Origin of the sequence: Streptomyces sp. NPDC059373 (assembly GCF_042751495.1) — a bacterium.
Taxonomy (GTDB): Bacteria; Actinomycetota; Actinomycetes; order Streptomycetales; family Streptomycetaceae; genus Actinacidiphila.
Map to the genome: position 1 here is coordinate 153328 of NZ_JBHYXC010000008.1, position 16246 is coordinate 169573.

Consider the following 16246-nt stretch of genomic DNA (forward strand, 5'->3'; position numbering starts at 1 on the left):
CCCACCGGCACCACAACGGGGCGTGTCAGCCGGTGATGCCGTTCGGCGTCACCGGGCGCAGGGCGCAGGTGAGGCGGGCGGAGCAGACGCGGCGGCCCTGGTCGTCGGTGATGGTGATGTCGTACGTCGCCGAGGAGCGGCCCCGGTGCAGGGGGGTGGCGACGCCGGTGACGTGGCCGTCGCGTACGCCGCGGTGGTGGGTGGCGTTGAGGTCGACGCCTACGGCGATCTTGCCGGAGCCGGCGTGGAGCATGGCGCCGACCGAGCCGAGGGTTTCGGCGAGGACGGCGGAGGCGCCGCCGTGCAGGAGGCCGTACGGCTGGGTGTTGCCCTTGACCGGCATGGTGCCGACGACGCGGTCGGCGGAGGCCTCGGTGACCTGGATGCCCATGGCGCTGCCGAGGTGGCCCGCGGAGAAGAGCGCGACGATGTCGACGCCGAGGCCGGCGTACTCCTCGATGACCTCCTGGGGGAAGGGGGTCGGGGAGGAGGTCGGGGTCTGCTCGCCCATGCCGGTCGGCTCCGATCGTCTGCGTCTCGTGCGGGTACCGCTGGTTCGTTGTACTGAGCAGCTTTTATACCGGACGGTCGCTTCCGGCCTCCAGGCGGATCACGATCGACTTGGACGCCGGGGTGTTGCTGGTGTCGGCGGTGTGGTCCAGCGGGACCAGCACGTTGGTCTCGGGGTAGTACGCGGCCGCGCAGCCCCGCGTCGTCGGGTAGTGCACCACCCGGAAGCCGGCGGCGCGGCGCTCGGTGCCGTCCGACCACTCGCTGACCAGGTCGGTGTACGCGCCGTCGGCGAGGCCGAGGGTGGCGGCGTCCTCGGGGTTGAGCAGCACCACGCGGCGGCCGCCCTTGATGCCGCGGTAGCGGTCGTCGAGGCCGTAGATGGTGGTGTTGTACTGGTCGTGCGAGCGCAGCGTCTGCAGCAGCAGCCGCCCTTCCGGCACCGCCGGGTACTCCACGGCGGCCGCGGTGAAGTTGGCCTTGCCGGTCGCGGTGGGGAAGCTGCGGGAGTCGCGCGGGGCGTGCGGGAGGGTGAAGCCGCCGGGGTGGGCCACCTTCGCGTTGAAATCCTCGAAGCCGGGGACGACACGGGAGATCCGGTCCCGTACGAGACCGTAGTCGGCCTCGAAGTCGGCCCAGGGCACCCGGCTGTCGGGCCCGAGGACGGCGCGGGCCAGCCGGACGATGATGGCGGGCTCGGACAGCAGATGCGGCCCGGCGGGCGCCAGGGTGCCGCGCGAGGCGTGCACCATGCCCATGGAGTCCTCGACGGTGACGAACTGCGCGCCGGCCGCCTGGACGTCCTTCTCGGTGCGGCCCAGCGTCGGCAGGATCAGCGCCCGGGCGCCGGTGACGACATGCGAGCGGTTGAGCTTGGTCGACACATGCACGGTCAGCCGGGCGCGCCGCATGGCGGCCTCGGTGACGTCGGTGTCGGGGGAGGCGGCCACGAAGTTGCCGCCCATCGCGAAGAAGACCTTGGCGTCGCCGTCGCGCAGGGCGCGGATGGCCCGTACGACGTCGTAGCCGTGCTCGCGCGGCGGGGCGAAGCCGAACTCCTTCTCCAGGGCGTCCAGGAACGCCGGCTCGGGCCGTTCGAAGATGCCCATGGTGCGGTCGCCCTGCACATTGCTGTGGCCGCGGACGGGGCAGACGCCGGCGCCGGGGCGGCCGATGTTGCCGCGCAGGAGGAGGAAGTTGACGACCTCGCGGATGGTGGGGACGGAATGCTTGTGCTGGGTGAGGCCCATCGCCCAGCAGACGACGATGCTCTTGGACTTCAGGACCAGGGCCAGGAGCTGGTCGATCTCCGCGCGGTCCAGGCCGGTGGCGCGCTGCACCTCGTCCCAGTCGGTGGCGCGGGCGGCCGCCGCGAAGGATGCGAAGCCGTGGGTGTGCTCGTCGATGAAGTTGTGGTCCAGGACCGTGTCGGGAGCCTCCTCCTCGGCCTGGAGCAGGAGGGCGTTCAGCGCGCGGAAGAGCGCCTGGTCGCCGCCGAGCCGGATCTGCAGGAAGAGCTCCACGAGCGGGGCGCCGCCGCCGACCAGGCCCTTGGCGGTCTGCGGGTTCTTGAAGCGCTGCAGGCCGGCCTCGGGCAGCGGGTTGACCGTGACGATGGTGGCGCCGCCGGCCTTGGCCTTCTCCAGGGCGGACAGCATCCGGGGATGGTTGGTCCCGGGATTCTGGCCGGCCACGATGATCAGGTCGGAGCGGTAGAGGTCCTCCAGCAGGACGCTGCCCTTGCCGACGCCGATCGTCTCGGAAAGCGCCGACCCCGAGGACTCATGGCACATGTTCGAGCAGTCCGGCAGATTGTTGGTGCCGAACTCGCGGGCGAACAGCTGGTACAGGAAGGCAGCCTCGTTGCTGGTGCGGCCAGAGGTGTAGAAGAGCGCCTCGTCGGGGCTCGCCAGGGCGTTCAGCTCCTCGGCGATGATGTCGAAGGCCCGCTCCCAGGGCACCGGCTCGTAGTGGTCGGCGCCGTCCGGCAGGTACATGGGCTGGGTCAGCCGGCCCTGCTGGCCGAGCCAGTAGCCGCTGCGCCGGTTCAGGTCGGAGACCGGGTGCTCGGCGAAGAAGTCCGGGGTCACCCGGCGCAGCGTCGCCTCCTCGGCGACGGCCTTGGCGCCGTTCTCGCAGAACTCCGCCGCGTGGCGGTGGTCCGGCTCGGGCCACGCGCAGCCGGGGCAGTCGAAACCGTTCTTCTGGTTGACCTTGAGCAGGGTGAGTGCGGTGCGTCGCACGCCCATCTGCTGCTGCGCGATGCGCAAGCTGTGGCCGACGGCCGACAGGCCGGCGGCGGCGTGCTTCGGCGCACTCACTTCGGGTGCGTCCTGGACCGGGTCGCCTGCTGGTGCTTTGCCTGCCATACATCCGATCCTGCCACGCCGCCGAAGCGACTGCGGGTCGGCCCCCGTGCCAAGGGGCCGGGCCGGCGCTGCGGGTCCCTTGGCACGGGGGCTTCGACCGGCGGCCGAGCGGCTTTGTCAGTGCGGCGTGGGAGGATCGGTCGCGTGGCAGAGACAGCATCGAAGACGAACGCAGTGACCACCCCGGCTCAGGAGGGGGAACACCCCCGCCTGCTTCTGCTGGACGGGCATTCCCTGGCGTACCGGGCGTTCTACGCGCTGCCGGTGGAGAATTTCAACACCGCCACCGGCCAGCCGACGAACGCGATCTACGGCTTCACGTCGATGCTGGCGAACACGCTGCGTGACGAGGAGCCCACGCACCTGGCCGTCGCGTTCGACGTGTCCCGCAAGACCTGGCGGTTCGACGAGTTCCCCGAGTACAAGGCGACCCGTTCCAAGACCCCGGACGAGTTCCGCAGCCAGGTCGAGCTGATCGGCGAGCTGCTGGACTCCATGTCGGTCAAGCGCTTCGCCGTCGACGGCTTCGAGGCGGACGACGTCATCGCCACGCTGGCGACGCAGGCCGAGGCGCTGGGTTACGAGGTGCTGATCGTCACCGGCGACCGGGACGCCTTCCAGCTGGTCAGCGACCATGTCACCGTCCTCTACCCGACCAAGGGCGTCTCGGAGCTGACCCGCTTCACGCCGGCGAAGGTCGAGGAGAAGTACGGGCTCACGCCGCAGCAGTACCCGGACTTCGCGGCGCTGCGCGGCGACCCGTCGGACAACCTGCCGGGCATCCCGGGTGTCGGTGAGAAGACCGCCACCAAGTGGATCAAGGAGTTCGGGTCGTTCGCCGAGTTGGTGGAGCGGGCCGACGAGGTCAAGGGCAAGGCCGGCGAGAATCTGCGCGCCCACCTGGAGTCCGTCAAGCTCAACCGGCGGCTCACCGAGATGGTTCGCGACGTCGCGCTGCCCTGCGGCCCCGAGGAGCTGGCCCGGCAGCCGTACGACCGCCCCGCGCTCAACGTGGTCCTGGACGCGCTGGAGTTCCGGCACGCCAACTTCCGGGAGCGCCTCTACGCGGGCGACCCGGGGAACGTGGAGGAGCAGGCCGAGATCGCCGGCGGCGTCGAGGTCGACGGCCGGGTGCTGCGGGCCGGCGAGCTGCCCGGCTGGCTGGCCGAGCACGCCGCGGGTCCGCTGGGCGTGGCCACCGTCGACGCCTGGGCGCTGGGCAGCGGCAGCGTCTCGGAGATCGCGCTGGCGGCCGCCGGGGGACCGGCCGTCTGGATCGACCCGACCGAGCTGGCCGAGGCCGACGAGCAGGCCTTCGCCGCCTGGATCGCCGACCCCGCCCGCCCCAAGGTGCTGCACAACGCCAAGAACGTGATGCGGGTCTTCGCCGAGCACGGCTGGAGCGTGGACGGCGTCAGTATGGACACCGCCCTGGCCGCCTACCTGATCAAGCCGGGCCGCCGCTCCTTCGCCCTGGACGTCCTGTCCGTGGAGTACCTCGGCCGCGAACTGGCCCCGGCCGGCGGCGAGAGCGGCCAGCTGGCCTTCGGCGCTGACGAACAGGCCGAGGCCGACGCCCTGATGACCCAGGCCCGTACGGTCCTGGACCTCGGCGAGGCCTTCGGCGAGAAGCTGGTCGAGGTCGGCTCGGCCGACCTGCTGCGCGACGTGGAGCTGCCGACCTCGGCGCTGCTCGCCCGCATGGAACGGGCCGGCATCGCCGCCGACCGGGAGCACCTGGAGCGCCTGGAGCAGCAGTTCGCGGGCGCGGTCATGCAGGCGGTGAAGGAGGCGCACGGGGCGGTCGGCCACGAGTTCAACCTCGGCTCGCCCAAGCAGCTCCAGGAAGTGCTCTTCGGCGAGCTGGGCCTGCCCAAGACCAAGAAGACCAAGACCGGTTACACCACCGACGCCGACGCCCTGGCCTGGCTCGCCGCCCAGACCGAGCACGAGCTGCCGGTGATCATGCTGCGCCACCGCGAGCAGGCCAAGCTCCGTGTCACCGTCGAGGGCCTGGTCAAGACGATCGCCCCCGAGGGCCGGATCCACACCAGTTTCAGCCAGACCGTGGCCGCCACCGGCCGGCTGTCGTCCACCGACCCCAATCTGCAGAACGTGCCGGTCCGCACTGACGAGGGCCGGGCTATCCGCCGTGGCTTCGTCGTCGGCGAGGGCTACGAGTCGCTGCTCACCGCCGACTACAGCCAGATCGAACTGCGCGTCATGGCCCACCTGTCGCAGGACGAGGGCCTGATGGCCGCCTTCGCCTCCGGTGAGGACCTGCACACCACCGTCGGGTCGTACGTCTTCTCGGTGCCGCGCGAGCACGTCGACGCCGAGATGCGCCGCAAGATCAAGGCGATGTCGTACGGACTGGCCTACGGGCTCTCGGCGTTCGGACTCTCCCAGCAGCTGGGCATCGAGGCCGCCGAGGCGCGCGGCCTGATGGAGACGTACTTCGAGCGGTTCGGCGGCGTGCGCGACTATCTGCAGCGCGTGGTCGAGGAGGCCCGGATCACCGGCTACACCGAGACGCTGCTGGGCCGCCGCCGCTACCTGCCCGACCTCACCAGCGACAACCGGCAGCGCCGCGAGATGGCCGAGCGGATGGCGCTCAACGCGCCCATCCAGGGCTCGGCCGCCGACATCGTCAAGATCGCCATGTTGCGGGTCGACGAGGCGATCACCAAGGAGGGGCTGGCCTCGCGCCTGCTGCTCCAGGTGCACGACGAAATCGTCCTGGAGGTCGCCCCCGGCGAGCGTGAGGCCGTCGAGGAGCTGGTCCGGCGCGAGATGGCGGCCGCCTACCCGCTGCTGGCCCCGCTCGACGTCTCCGTGGGCGTCGGCCCCGACTGGGAGTCCGCCGCCCACTGATCGGTCTCCTGCCCGCCGCCCGTCGCGTGCACCACCACGGCGTACGCGACGGCGGCGAGCGGCAGACCCGCGCCCGCGCCGAACAGCGCCGACGGCAGCATCGCGGCGAAAGAGCTGTCGCCATGCGCGTCGTACCAGCGCCAGCACCGCGCCAGTGCGCCCGCGCCCGCCGCCGCGCCCAGCCCCGCCACGGCCAACCGCCGCGCCCGCCGGGACAACCGGGGCATCCGGCGCGGCCGCGGCGCGTCAACGGGGGCGGCGCGCACCGCCCGTACGGAGTACCCCGCCACCATCGCCAGGCCCACCGCCGAGCTGCCGTACTGGGCGAGCTCGTGCAGCGGCATGCCGTACGCCTCCTGGTCGAGGACCGGAAGCAGCCGCACCCCCCACCGCCCCGGATGAGTGAAGGCGTCCCACACCACATGCGTGGCCGCGCCCACCGCCGCCGACGCCCAGAACCACCCGGCGGTCCGCAGCGACGGCGGCTCGCCGGGGCCGTACCCCAGGACCGCCCCCGCCCGGCCCTGCCACGGCTCCGGAAGCAGCGCCGCCAGCGGCCCGCGCAGCACGTACCAGCCACCGGCCAGCCCCGCCGCCAGCAGCGGGTCGACCACCACGACGCCCAACGGGCCGTGCGTGACCCGCCCATAGCCGAAGAGACCGTGCACCACCGAGTCCGCGAAGAACGGCACGTCAGGCGCGAACGAGCCCGCCACCATCGCCGACGCGATCAGCGGCCCCCGGCCACGCACCCGGCCCGTCCGGTCCTGCCGCAGACCGGGAAGGACAGCCATGGCATGGCTCAAAGTGAACGGCATACAACCTCTTTCTACGTCTGGGGGTCTGATCAGTATGCGTGGCCCCGCACGCTGGCTGAGGGCAGGAAGTTGCCGTAGTGTCGCCTCCGTTGTGGCGCGGGAGACGTACGTCACGTCACTGGGATCGGGAGGGAATCCGGGTATGGCAGCGCGGTACGGCCGACGGATACGCAGGGGTGTCGCCGGTACGGCGGTCGCCGCCGCCGCGATGGCGGCACTGACCGCCTCGCAGGGGCCCGGGTTCGCCTTCGCGAGCCAGAGCAGCGACGCGACCAGATCGGCGGTCACACCGCCGCCCGGCCCGGCCATCGACGGTGGCTCGCCCTACTACACCGCTCTGCCGCCGCTCAACACGGCCTCGCCCAGCCCGTCGAGCACCACCGGCACCGCGCCCGGATCCGGCACCGACACCAGCGGGACCGGGCTGCCGGCCACCGTCCTGGACGCGTACCAGAAGGCGCAGTCGGCGATCGCCGCCACCAAGCCGCAGTGCAACCTGCGCTGGGAACTGCTCGCCGCGATAGGCCAGGTCGAGTCCAACCAGGCGCGCGGCGGCAACGTCGACGCCGAGGGCACGACCCTCAGCCCCATCCTCGGCCCGGTGCTCAACGGCAGCGGCTTCGCCAACGTCTCCGACACCGACAACGGCAAGTACGACGGCGACACCGTCCACGACCGCGCCGTCGGACCCATGCAGTTCATCCCCTCCACCTGGGCCACCTGGGGCGCCGACGGCAACGGCGACGGCGACAAGGACCCGAACAACATCTACGACGCCGCGCTCGCCGCCGGGGACTACCTGTGCGCCGACGGCCGCGACCTGTCCGTGAGTGCCGAACTCGACCGGGCGATCCTCGGCTACAACCACTCCCAGTCCTACCTGGACACCGTCCTGTCCTGGTACGACCACTTCCGCAAGGGCGGTGCCGTCTCGATCCCCGACAGCGGCACCGGCTCCACCGGCACGCCCGGCAGTACGCCGACCGCGAGCAGCAGCCCGACCGCCTCCAAGTCCCCCTCGGCGTCGGCCTCCTCCAGCAAGTCCGCGTCCGCGTCGGCCTCGGCGACCACGAAGCCGACCGCCACCGCCAGCGGCACGATCACGACGTCCCCGTCGGCGTCCGCGTCCGCGTCGACCTCCCCGACGGCGACCTCCTCGCCCTCGGCCTCCCCGACCGAGACGACCAGCACCTCTCCCAGCCCCACGGCGACCGGCTGCCCCACCGACACGGCCTCGCCGAGCGCGTCGGCCACCGACACCGCCTCGCCGTCCGCCACCGCCACGGCCACCGACGACCCGTGCGCCACCGCGTCCGCGAGCCCCAGCGCCTCGGACACCCCCGCCGCCTCGGAGTCGGCCTCCGGCAAGCTCAACTGACGTACGCACCACCCCTACGGCCGCGCCTCCTCAGGAGGTGCGGCCGTACGTGTTCTCATCTCACGCCCCGGTTGCTACGGTGCCCCGGCCCACCCCGGCACGACCCGCAACGGGAGGCCCGGTCATGCGCGCCCTGATCGCCTCGGCCATCGGACTGGCCGCCGCCCTCGCCCTCGTCCTCACCATCAGCGCATTCGGCACACCCAGCGGCAGCACCTCGCCCCAGCCGCTGCTGACCACCGTCCCCGCGCACCCGTAGGAGGCGAGCGTTCCCATGCGCCGCAGGTCCAGCCTGGTGCTCCTCGCCCTCGCCGTCTTCTTCGCCGCGCTCTCGCCGCTGCTGCGCTGGTACGCCTTCCCCCGGCTGGCCAAGATCCCGGCCGGCCAGTACCAGGCCGTCGTACTCGAGGCGAAGAACGCCACCCTCCTCGACTACAGCACCATGCAGCCCAAGCAGGTCCCCAAGGTCAGCATCGTGCAGACGCTGAGGGGCAATGTCGAGGAGTCGAAGAAGGTCAAGAAGTCCACCGGACGCGACGTCGTCGTCTGGGACGGCCTGGCCTATGTCGTCGGGCCCGACGGGAAGATGGTCTCCGAGATCCCGGAGCGCTACATCTTCGACGCCCACACCCAGGACCCGGTGCACGTCGCGGGCGAGAGCGTCGACGGCGACCCGGTGACCAGGAAGGGCATCGAGTTCAAGTTCCCCTTCCTGACCGAGAAGCGCGACTACTACTACTTCGACGCGCAGTCCCGGACCTCCGCCCCCATCCACTACAAGGGCACCCGGACCTTTCGCGGCCTGAAGGTCTACTACTTCGAACAGACCGTCGCCTGGACCCGGGTCCCGCTCCCCAAGAAGATGCCCGTCGCCGGCGTCACCCCCGAGACCGTCAAGGCCATGGGCATGGAGCGCTGGTACACCACCAAGCGGATGTTCTGGGTCGACCCCACCACCGGAGCCCCGGTCAACGGCGAGGAGATCCACAAGGAGGAGATGCGCTACACCGACGGCAAGCGCAAGCCCGTCACCGCCTTCGCCGGCGACGTGAAGATGCGCGAGGACTACATCGAGCACACCGTCGCCCTGGTGAAGTCCCAGCGGCAGCTCGTCCTGCTCCTGACCAGCTACCTGCCCTGGGGCTTCCTGCTGCTGGGCGCCGCCCTGCTGTCCGCGTCGCTCGTCCTGGAGGCCCGCGGCCGCAGGCCCGGCAAGGATTCCGGCGGTTCGGGCGGCCCTAACGGCGGGCGTTGGTACGACGGGTCGGCCGGGCCGCCGAAGGATCCTCCGGCCAGGGGTGCCTGGGGTAGCGGCCGCGCAGCTCAGCTCGTACGGATCGGTAGCCGTCCCGCCAGAAGGACGCCAGATCGGCCGTGACCGCCGCCGGGCGCCCGGCAGGGGAGAGCAGGTGGATCAGCAACGGCACCCGGCCGCCAGCGATGCGCGGGGTCTGCGTCCAGCCGAACAGCTCCTGCAGCTTGGCCGCCAGCACCGGCTGCTCCCCTTCGTACGAGACCCTGATCCGCGAGCCCGACGGCACCTCGACCCGCTCCGGGGCGAGTTCGTCGAACCGGGCGGCCTCGCCCGTCGCCCACGGCAGCAGTCGCGACAGGGCCTGCCCGGCGTCGATCCGCTCGAGGTCGGCCCGGCGGCGGGCTCTGCCCAGCTCGGGGCCGAGCCACGCCTCGACGCGGTCCGGGTCGAGCAGCGCAGCCTCCGACACATCCGGCCACGGCTCGCCCAACTCCCGGTGCAGGAAGGCCAGTCGCTGCCGTAGCCCCTCCGCGTCCCGGGTCCAGCGCAGCAGCGACGTGCCCTCGCCACGCAGGCCGTCGGCGAGAGCCGCCCGCAGCCGCTCCGGCGCCGGGGACCGCAGTGGCCGGGCCGTCAGCTCGATCGCGCCCAGGCTCTCCACGCTCCTCGCCACGACGTCCCCGCCGCTCCAGCCCACCTCTTCGTACGCGCTCAGCAACGGCTCCGCCGCCGCCCGTGCGGTCGGCTCGTCGATCGCCGCCGCCATCCGCACCCGCGCCGACGCCGCCCCGGCCGGCCGGTCCGCGACCGCCACGGCGAGCCACTCCACCGCGCCCAGCCGGGACCCCTCGCCGAGCTGAGCGGCCGTGCCCGACGCCATCAGGTACGCACCGCCACGCCTGCGCGCCACCCGCTCGGGGAACGCCAGGGCGGCGACGAGCCCGGCGACGGCGTCGTCACTGCCACCGGTGACGTCCGCCGCCGAGGAGGCCGCCGACGCCAGCCGCCGGGCCTCGGCGCGCCAGCGGGCGGCGTACGCGTCGCCACCGCGCCGGGCCGCCCGCCACGCGGAGGCCAGGTCGTCGCCGTACGAGCGGGGCGGCTCCTCGCTGAGCAGGGCGACGACCTCCGCGGCGCGCCGGGGCCCGACCTCGGCGGCCCCGTCGAGCAGTGCGCGGGCCAGGCGGGGGTGGACCCCGGCGCGCGACATCCGGGTACCCCGTGGCGTGGGCCGGCCGGAGGTGGGGTCGACGGCACCGATGGCCGCCAGGACCTCGCGGGCGGCGGCCAGGGCGCCGGCCGGCGGGGCGTCCAACAGGGCCAGGCCGGCGGCGTCCGGGTCACCCCAGCACGCCGCCTGCAGGGCGAACGGGGCCAGGTCGGCCACCGCGATCTCCGGGGCCGGCCAGCGCGCCCGCGTACCGTCCTCCGCCTCCGGCCAGCAGCGGAAGGCGGCACCCGGGCCCTCACGCCCGGCCCGGCCCGTCCGCTGCGTCGCCGTCGCCAGCGACGCCCTCACCGTCGTCAGCGAACCGAGCCCCCGCGCATGGTCGACGCGCGGCTCCCGCGCCAGCCCCGAGTCCACCACGATCCGCACCCCGGGCACCGTCAGGCTGGACTCCGCCACCGACGTGGACAGGATCACCCTGCGCCGGGCCGAGCCGGCCGCGTCGTGACCGGACAGCACCGCGTCCTGCACCGCCGCCGGAGCCTGCCCGTGCAGCTGGAGCACCTCCGCACCCGACGGGTCGGCCAGCAGCCCCGCCACCCGCGCGATCTCGCCGACCCCGGGAAGGAAGCACAGCACATCGCCCTGAGGTACCTCCGCGAGCGCCCGCCGCACCACCGCCGCCACATGCTCCAGCAGCGCCGGGTCGACCCGCATCCCGTGCGGCGGCCGTATCCCGCGCGGCGGCGGCACGTACGACACGTCCACCGGGTGCATCCGCCCCTGCGCGGCCACCACCGGCGCGTCGCCCAGCAGCCTCGACCACGCCTCGGCGTCCGTCGTCGCCGAGGCCGCCACCAGCCGCAGCTCGGGCCGCAGCGCCGCCCGGACATCCAGCAGGAATGCCATCGCGGTGTCCGCGTCCAGGTGCCGCTCATGGCATTCGTCGAGCAGCACGACGTCGATCCCGGCCAGCTCCTGGTCCCGCTGCAGCCGCTGCAGCAGCACGCCGGTGGTCACCACCTCGACCACCGTCCGAGCCGACACCTTCCGTTCCCCGCGCACGGTGTACCCGACCCGGCCGCCCACCTCCTCGCCGAGCAGCCACGCCATCCGCCGCGCCGCCGCTCGCGCCGCCATCCGCCGCGGCTCGGCGACGACGACCCTCCGCGTGGAACCGTCCGCGGAGCCGTCGTCCAGCAACCCCGCCAGCGCCAGTGGCACCAGCGTCGTCTTCCCCGTCCCCGGCGGCGCGGCGAGCACGGCGCACCCGTGCTCGTCCAGCGCCGCGAGCAGCGCCGGGACGGCCGTACGTACGGGCAGGTCGAGCCCTTCGGTACGGATCACCCGGCGACGCAGACGAAGATCGCCGTGCCCGGCAGCAGCCGGCCGCGCAGCGGGGACCAGCCGCCCCACTCCTGCTGGTTCCAGACCGGCCACTCCGGCTCGACCAGGTCCACCAGCCGGAAGCCCGCGCCGGCGATCTCACGGACCCGGTCGCCCAGGGTGCGGTGGTGCTCGACGTAGACCGCGCGGCCCTGCTCGTCCTGCTCGACGTACGGAGTGCGGTCGAAGTAGGAGGACGCCGCCGTCAGCCCCTCGGGCCCCGGCTCGTCCGGGAACGCCCACCGCACCGGATGGGTCACCGAGAAGACCCACCGCCCGCCGGGCCGCAGCACCCGCCGCACCTCGCGCATCACCCGCGCGGTGTCGGCGACGAAGGGCAGCGCCCCGTACGCCGAGCACGCCAGGTCGAACCCGCCGTCCGCGAACGGCAGCGCGGTCGCGTCGCCCTGCACCAGCGGGAAGTCGGCGCCGATCCGCCTGCCGTGCTGCAACTGCCGGTAGGAGAGGTCGAGGGCGACCGGCCGGGCGCCCTGCGCGGCGAGCCAGCGCGAGCACTGGGCGGCGCCGGCGCCGATCTCCAGCACCGACAGGCCCTTCAGCGCCTCCGCCGGGCCGAGCAGCCGGACATCCTCCTCGTCCAGACCCTCGGGGCCCCATACGAAGCGGTCGTCGCCGAGGAAGTCCCCGTGCTCGACCTGGTACTCGTCGGCGTTGCCGTCCCACCAGCCGCGATTGGCGCGGATGCTCTCCGTGTTGTCCGCGGTACGCCGAGTCGCCTCGGGCTCGTCGGTTTCTTCGGGTCCTTCGAGCTCTTCTTCCGGCACTTCCGCCCCAGGTGCTTGGATCATCGCGCTTGTCGTCGTACCCTCTGTGATGACCTGTGGCTGCGGGATTCTGCCGCAGCATGAAGATGTGCAGTGCCCGGTAAGGGGTGTTATGCCCCCGGTGTGCTCTTCGCGCATTGACCGTGCCCGGCTGCCCCCGTATGCTACAAGTTGCGCTGCGAGCCTGCGCACCTCAGACGGAGCAGGCTGCGCTCGAATCTGTTGGTAAACCTCTCGGCCTTGCGGCTGTCCGGAATCGGCAGAAGCGATAACGGGCTCCCGGCGTAGCAGTACCTACGACTTACTGTCCGTACCGGAGCCCCTTTCCTTATGACGAGCAGCACCGAGGCCCCTCGTACCACCCCGCAGGTGGCGGTCAACGACATCGGTAACGAGGAAGCCTTCCTCGCCGCGATCGACGAGACGATCAAGTACTTCAACGACGGCGACATCGTCGACGGCGTCATCGTGAAGGTCGACCGGGACGAGGTCCTGCTCGACATCGGTTACAAGACCGAAGGCGTCATCCCCTCCCGCGAGCTCTCCATCAAGCACGACGTCGACCCCAACGAGGTCGTCGCCGTGGGCGATGAGATCGAGGCTCTTGTTCTCCAGAAGGAGGACAAGGAAGGCCGTCTCATCCTGTCCAAGAAGCGGGCTCAGTACGAGCGCGCCTGGGGCACGATCGAGAAGATCAAGGAAGAGGACGGCATCGTCACCGGTACCGTCATCGAGGTCGTCAAGGGTGGTCTCATCCTCGACATCGGCCTGCGCGGCTTCCTCCCCGCCTCCCTCGTGGAGATGCGCCGCGTCCGCGACCTCCAGCCGTACGTCGGCAAGGAGCTCGAGGCCAAGATCATCGAGCTGGACAAGAACCGCAACAACGTGGTCCTGTCCCGCCGTGCCTGGCTGGAGCAGACCCAGAGCGAGGTCCGCCAGACCTTCCTCACCACCCTGCAGAAGGGCCAGGTGCGCTCCGGCGTCGTCTCCTCGATCGTCAACTTCGGTGCCTTCGTGGACCTGGGCGGCGTCGACGGTCTCGTCCACGTCTCCGAGCTGTCCTGGAAGCACATCGACCACCCGTCCGAGGTTGTCGAGGTCGGCCAGGAAGTCACCGTCGAGGTTCTCGACGTCGACATGGACCGCGAGCGTGTCTCCCTGTCGCTGAAGGCGACCCAGGAAGACCCGTGGCAGCAGTTCGCCCGGACCCACCAGATCGGCCAGGTCGTCCCGGGTAAGGTCACCAAGCTCGTTCCCTTCGGTGCGTTCGTGCGCGTCGACGAGGGCATCGAGGGTCTGGTCCACATCTCCGAGCTGGCCGAGCGCCACGTGGAGATCCCGGAGCAGGTCGTCCAGGTCAACGACGAGATCTTCGTCAAGGTCATCGACATCGACCTCGAGCGCCGCCGCATCAGCCTCTCGCTGAAGCAGGCCAACGAGTCCTTCGGTGCCGACCCGGCCTCGGTGGAGTTCGACCCGACGCTGTACGGCATGGCCGCGTCGTACGACGACCAGGGCAACTACATCTACCCCGAGGGCTTCGACCCCGAGACCAACGACTGGCTCGAGGGCTTCGAGACCCAGCGCGAGGCGTGGGAGGGCCAGTACGCCGAGGCGCAGCAGCGCTTCGAGCAGCACCAGGCCCAGGTCATCAAGTCCCGCGAGGCCGACGAGCAGGCCGCTGCCGAGACGGGCGCCCCGGCGCCTGCCGCGGCCGGTGGCGGCTCGTACTCCTCGGAGTCGGACGACACGTCCGGCGCGCTGGCTTCGGACGAGGCGCTCGCCGCGCTTCGCGAGAAGCTGGCCGGCGGCCAGAGCTGATCGCCAGCCGCTAGGCAGTAGCCGACGAGAGGCCCGCACCCACGAGGGTGCGGGCCTCTCGCGTATGTCCGCGCCTGCCATGCGGGTCCGGGGCGAAGCTGCGAGAAAAGTCGCCTGCGGCACCCATCGAAACGTGCGTGATACACCGGCCCCTGACGGTTCGTAACATCCCACTGCCAGAGTCCCCTGCGCCACGAGCGAAAGGGGAGTTCATTCATGTCACGGATGTCTCAGTTCAACCGTCGTGATTTCCTGCGCACGGTCGGCGCCACCTCCGGCGCCGGCGCCATGTTCGCCACCATGGGCGCGCTGGGCCTCGCGCCCACCGCCCAAGCCGCCACCCGGGACGCCAAGTACGTCGCGCCGACGCAGGGCGACTTCACGCTCACCGGGAAGGCCGCGGCCAGGATCGTCATCCTCGGCGGCGGCATCGCCGGGCTGACAGCCGCGTACGAGCTGGGCAAAGCCGGCTACGACTGTACGGTCCTGGAGGCCAAGGGCCGGGCGGGCGGCCGCAACTTCACCGTCCGGGGCGGGGACACCACCGTCGACCTCAACGGCTACCGCCAGACCGCGAGGTTCAGCGAGGGCCACTACATGAACGCCGGGCCCGCCCGCATCCCGCAGTGGATGGTCACCCTCGACTACTGCCGTGAACTCGGTGTGCCCATCGAGGTGTTCACCAACGTCAACGCGGACGCGTACATCTACAACGAGTCCGCCGGCATGACCAGGCCCATGCGCTACCGCACCGCCAAGGCCGACATGTACGGCTACATATCCGAGCTGCTCGCCAAGGCGACGAACAAGGGAGCCCTGGACAAGGAGCTGACCAGCGACGACAAGGAAGCCCTCACCGAGTTCCTCAAGGACTTCGGCGACCTGGGCGACACCCTCGACTACACCGACAGCGCGCGCCGCGGCTACTCCGTCGTCCCGGCCGCCGCCGGCACCCCCGGCGTCCGCTACGGCGACGTGCCGACCGCCTCCCAGATCTTCGCGACCGGCGTCGGCCGCTACTTCTCCTTCGAGTTCGAATACGACCAGGCCATGCTGATGTTCCAGCCGGTCGGCGGCATGGACCAGATCCCCAAGGCCCTGGTGCGGGCGATCGGCGAGCGCAAGGTCCGTACCGGCTGCGCCGTCACCAAGGTCACCGACAAGGCGGATGGCGTCACGGTCACGTACACCCACGGCGGGCGCACGCAGACCATCGACGCCGACTACTGCATCGGCGCGCTGCCGCCGAACCTCCTCGCCAAGATCCCGCACAACCTCGGCTCCGGCGTGCAGACCGCCCTGGAGGCGATCACCCCGCAGTCGGCCGGCAAGATCGGCCTGGAGTACCGGTCCCGCTGGTGGGAGCTGGACCACAACATCTACGGCGGCATCACCGAGACCGACCAGGACGTCGTCCACATCTGGCACCCGTCGTACGGCTACCACGGCGAACGCGGCGTCATGATCGGCTACTACAACTACGACGACGGCGCCGACGCGTACGCCAAGCTCACCCCCAAGGAGCGCGAGACCCGCGCGATAGCCACAGGGGTGAAGATCTACGGCGACAAGTACCGCACCGAGCTGGCCTCGTCCTTCTCCCAGCACTGGCGGCAGTTCCCCTACCAGGAGGCCGCCTGGCACGACACGCCCGGCGGCCCGGACGACGTGCGCTACACGTCCCTCAACGAGGGTTCCGGACACGTCTACTTCGCCGGTGACTGGCTCAGCTACGCCGATGCCTGGCAGCATGGCGCCTTCACATCAGCCCGTAAGGCGGTGACCGCGCTGCACAAGCGCGTTCTGGCCTGATCGATTGCCGGGAATGCGCGGGCCCCGCCGATCGTTCCAGATGTCGAGCGAGGGCCCGCGCACGATCGCG

At 71.6% G+C, this 16246-nt stretch carries 10 protein-coding genes and 1 pseudogene; 6 read left to right on the plus strand and 5 right to left on the minus strand.

What is annotated here, in order from left to right; translation table 11 throughout:
• Positions 1-25: 25 nt before the first annotated feature.
• On the minus strand, positions 26-511 hold the full coding sequence (locus ACFXJ5_RS15445) for a PaaI family thioesterase (protein ID WP_384630876.1): 486 nt from the start codon (positions 509-511) through the stop codon (positions 26-28).
• A 64-nt stretch (positions 512-575) separates the two neighbouring features.
• Complete coding sequence (locus tag ACFXJ5_RS15450) at positions 576-2879, minus strand: FdhF/YdeP family oxidoreductase (RefSeq protein ID WP_384630877.1); 2304 nt, start codon at positions 2877-2879, stop codon at positions 576-578.
• Between the two features lie 144 nt (positions 2880-3023).
• Here ACFXJ5_RS15450 and polA point away from each other — a divergent pair, with 144 nt between their 5' ends.
• The gene (gene polA / locus ACFXJ5_RS15455; RefSeq protein ID WP_384630878.1) at positions 3024-5753 is read left to right on the plus strand and encodes a DNA polymerase I; all 2730 of its coding nucleotides are present in this window, start codon (positions 3024-3026) and stop codon (positions 5751-5753) included.
• On the opposite strand, the gene ACFXJ5_RS15460 is transcribed toward polA, so the two are convergent.
• Positions 5684-6547: a DUF4184 family protein gene (locus tag ACFXJ5_RS15460; protein WP_384630879.1), complete on the minus strand. Its 864-nt coding sequence runs from the start codon at positions 6545-6547 to the stop codon at positions 5684-5686. The two genes, polA and ACFXJ5_RS15460, sit on opposite strands and share 70 nt — an antisense overlap.
• A gap of 166 nt (positions 6548-6713) precedes the next feature.
• Here ACFXJ5_RS15460 and ACFXJ5_RS15465 point away from each other — a divergent pair, with 166 nt between their 5' ends.
• The 3 genes and pseudogenes from ACFXJ5_RS15465 to ACFXJ5_RS15475 form a co-directional block, all read left to right on the plus strand.
• Complete coding sequence (locus tag ACFXJ5_RS15465) at positions 6714-7949, plus strand: lytic murein transglycosylase (protein WP_384630880.1); 1236 nt, start codon at positions 6714-6716, stop codon at positions 7947-7949.
• 124 nt (positions 7950-8073) lie between these two features.
• Entirely contained in the window at positions 8074-8208 is a 135-nt protein-coding gene (locus tag ACFXJ5_RS15470) for an SPW_0924 family protein (RefSeq protein ID WP_384630881.1), read from the plus strand.
• Positions 8209-8223: 15 nt separating this feature from the next.
• Positions 8224-9159: pseudogene (locus ACFXJ5_RS15475) on the plus strand (DUF3068 domain-containing protein); the annotation flags it as partial.
• A 28-nt stretch (positions 9160-9187) separates the two neighbouring features.
• On the opposite strand, the gene hrpB reads toward ACFXJ5_RS15475, so the two are convergent.
• The gene (gene hrpB, locus ACFXJ5_RS15480; RefSeq protein ID WP_384630882.1) at positions 9188-11719 is read right to left on the minus strand and encodes an ATP-dependent helicase HrpB; all 2532 of its coding nucleotides are present in this window, start codon (positions 11717-11719) and stop codon (positions 9188-9190) included.
• Positions 11716-12567 carry a class I SAM-dependent methyltransferase gene (locus tag ACFXJ5_RS15485; RefSeq protein ID WP_384630883.1) on the minus strand — a complete coding sequence of 284 codons (852 nt, stop codon included), beginning with the start codon at positions 12565-12567 and terminating at the stop codon, positions 11716-11718. The genes hrpB and ACFXJ5_RS15485 overlap by 4 nt, the downstream gene beginning before the upstream one ends.
• Positions 12568-12873: 306 nt before the next feature.
• Between ACFXJ5_RS15485 and rpsA the strand changes: the two genes are divergently transcribed.
• Positions 12874-14364: a 30S ribosomal protein S1 gene (gene rpsA / locus ACFXJ5_RS15490; protein ID WP_384630884.1), complete on the plus strand. Its 1491-nt coding sequence runs from the start codon at positions 12874-12876 to the stop codon at positions 14362-14364.
• A 288-nt stretch (positions 14365-14652) separates the two neighbouring features.
• On the plus strand, positions 14653-16176 hold the full coding sequence (locus tag ACFXJ5_RS15495; protein WP_384630920.1) for a flavin monoamine oxidase family protein: 1524 nt from the start codon (positions 14653-14655) through the stop codon (positions 16174-16176).
• Positions 16177-16246 lie beyond the last annotated feature (70 nt).

Coding starts and splice junctions, on each gene's coding strand:
- rpsA (WP_384630884.1), top strand. CDS start 12,874: ATGACGAGCAGCACCGAGGCCCCTCGTACCACCCCGCAGGTGGCGGTC.
- ACFXJ5_RS15465 (WP_384630880.1), top strand. CDS start 6,714: ATGGCAGCGCGGTACGGCCGACGGATACGCAGGGGTGTCGCCGGTACG.
- ACFXJ5_RS15450 (WP_384630877.1), bottom strand. CDS start 2,879: ATGGCAGGCAAAGCACCAGCAGGCGACCCGGTCCAGGACGCACCCGAA.
- ACFXJ5_RS15460 (WP_384630879.1), bottom strand. CDS start 6,547: ATGGCTGTCCTTCCCGGTCTGCGGCAGGACCGGACGGGCCGGGTGCGT.
- ACFXJ5_RS15495 (WP_384630920.1), top strand. CDS start 14,653: ATGTTCGCCACCATGGGCGCGCTGGGCCTCGCGCCCACCGCCCAAGCC.
- ACFXJ5_RS15445 (WP_384630876.1), bottom strand. CDS start 511: ATGGGCGAGCAGACCCCGACCTCCTCCCCGACCCCCTTCCCCCAGGAG.
- ACFXJ5_RS15485 (WP_384630883.1), bottom strand. CDS start 12,567: ATGATCCAAGCACCTGGGGCGGAAGTGCCGGAAGAAGAGCTCGAAGGA.
- ACFXJ5_RS15470 (WP_384630881.1), top strand. CDS start 8,074: ATGCGCGCCCTGATCGCCTCGGCCATCGGACTGGCCGCCGCCCTCGCC.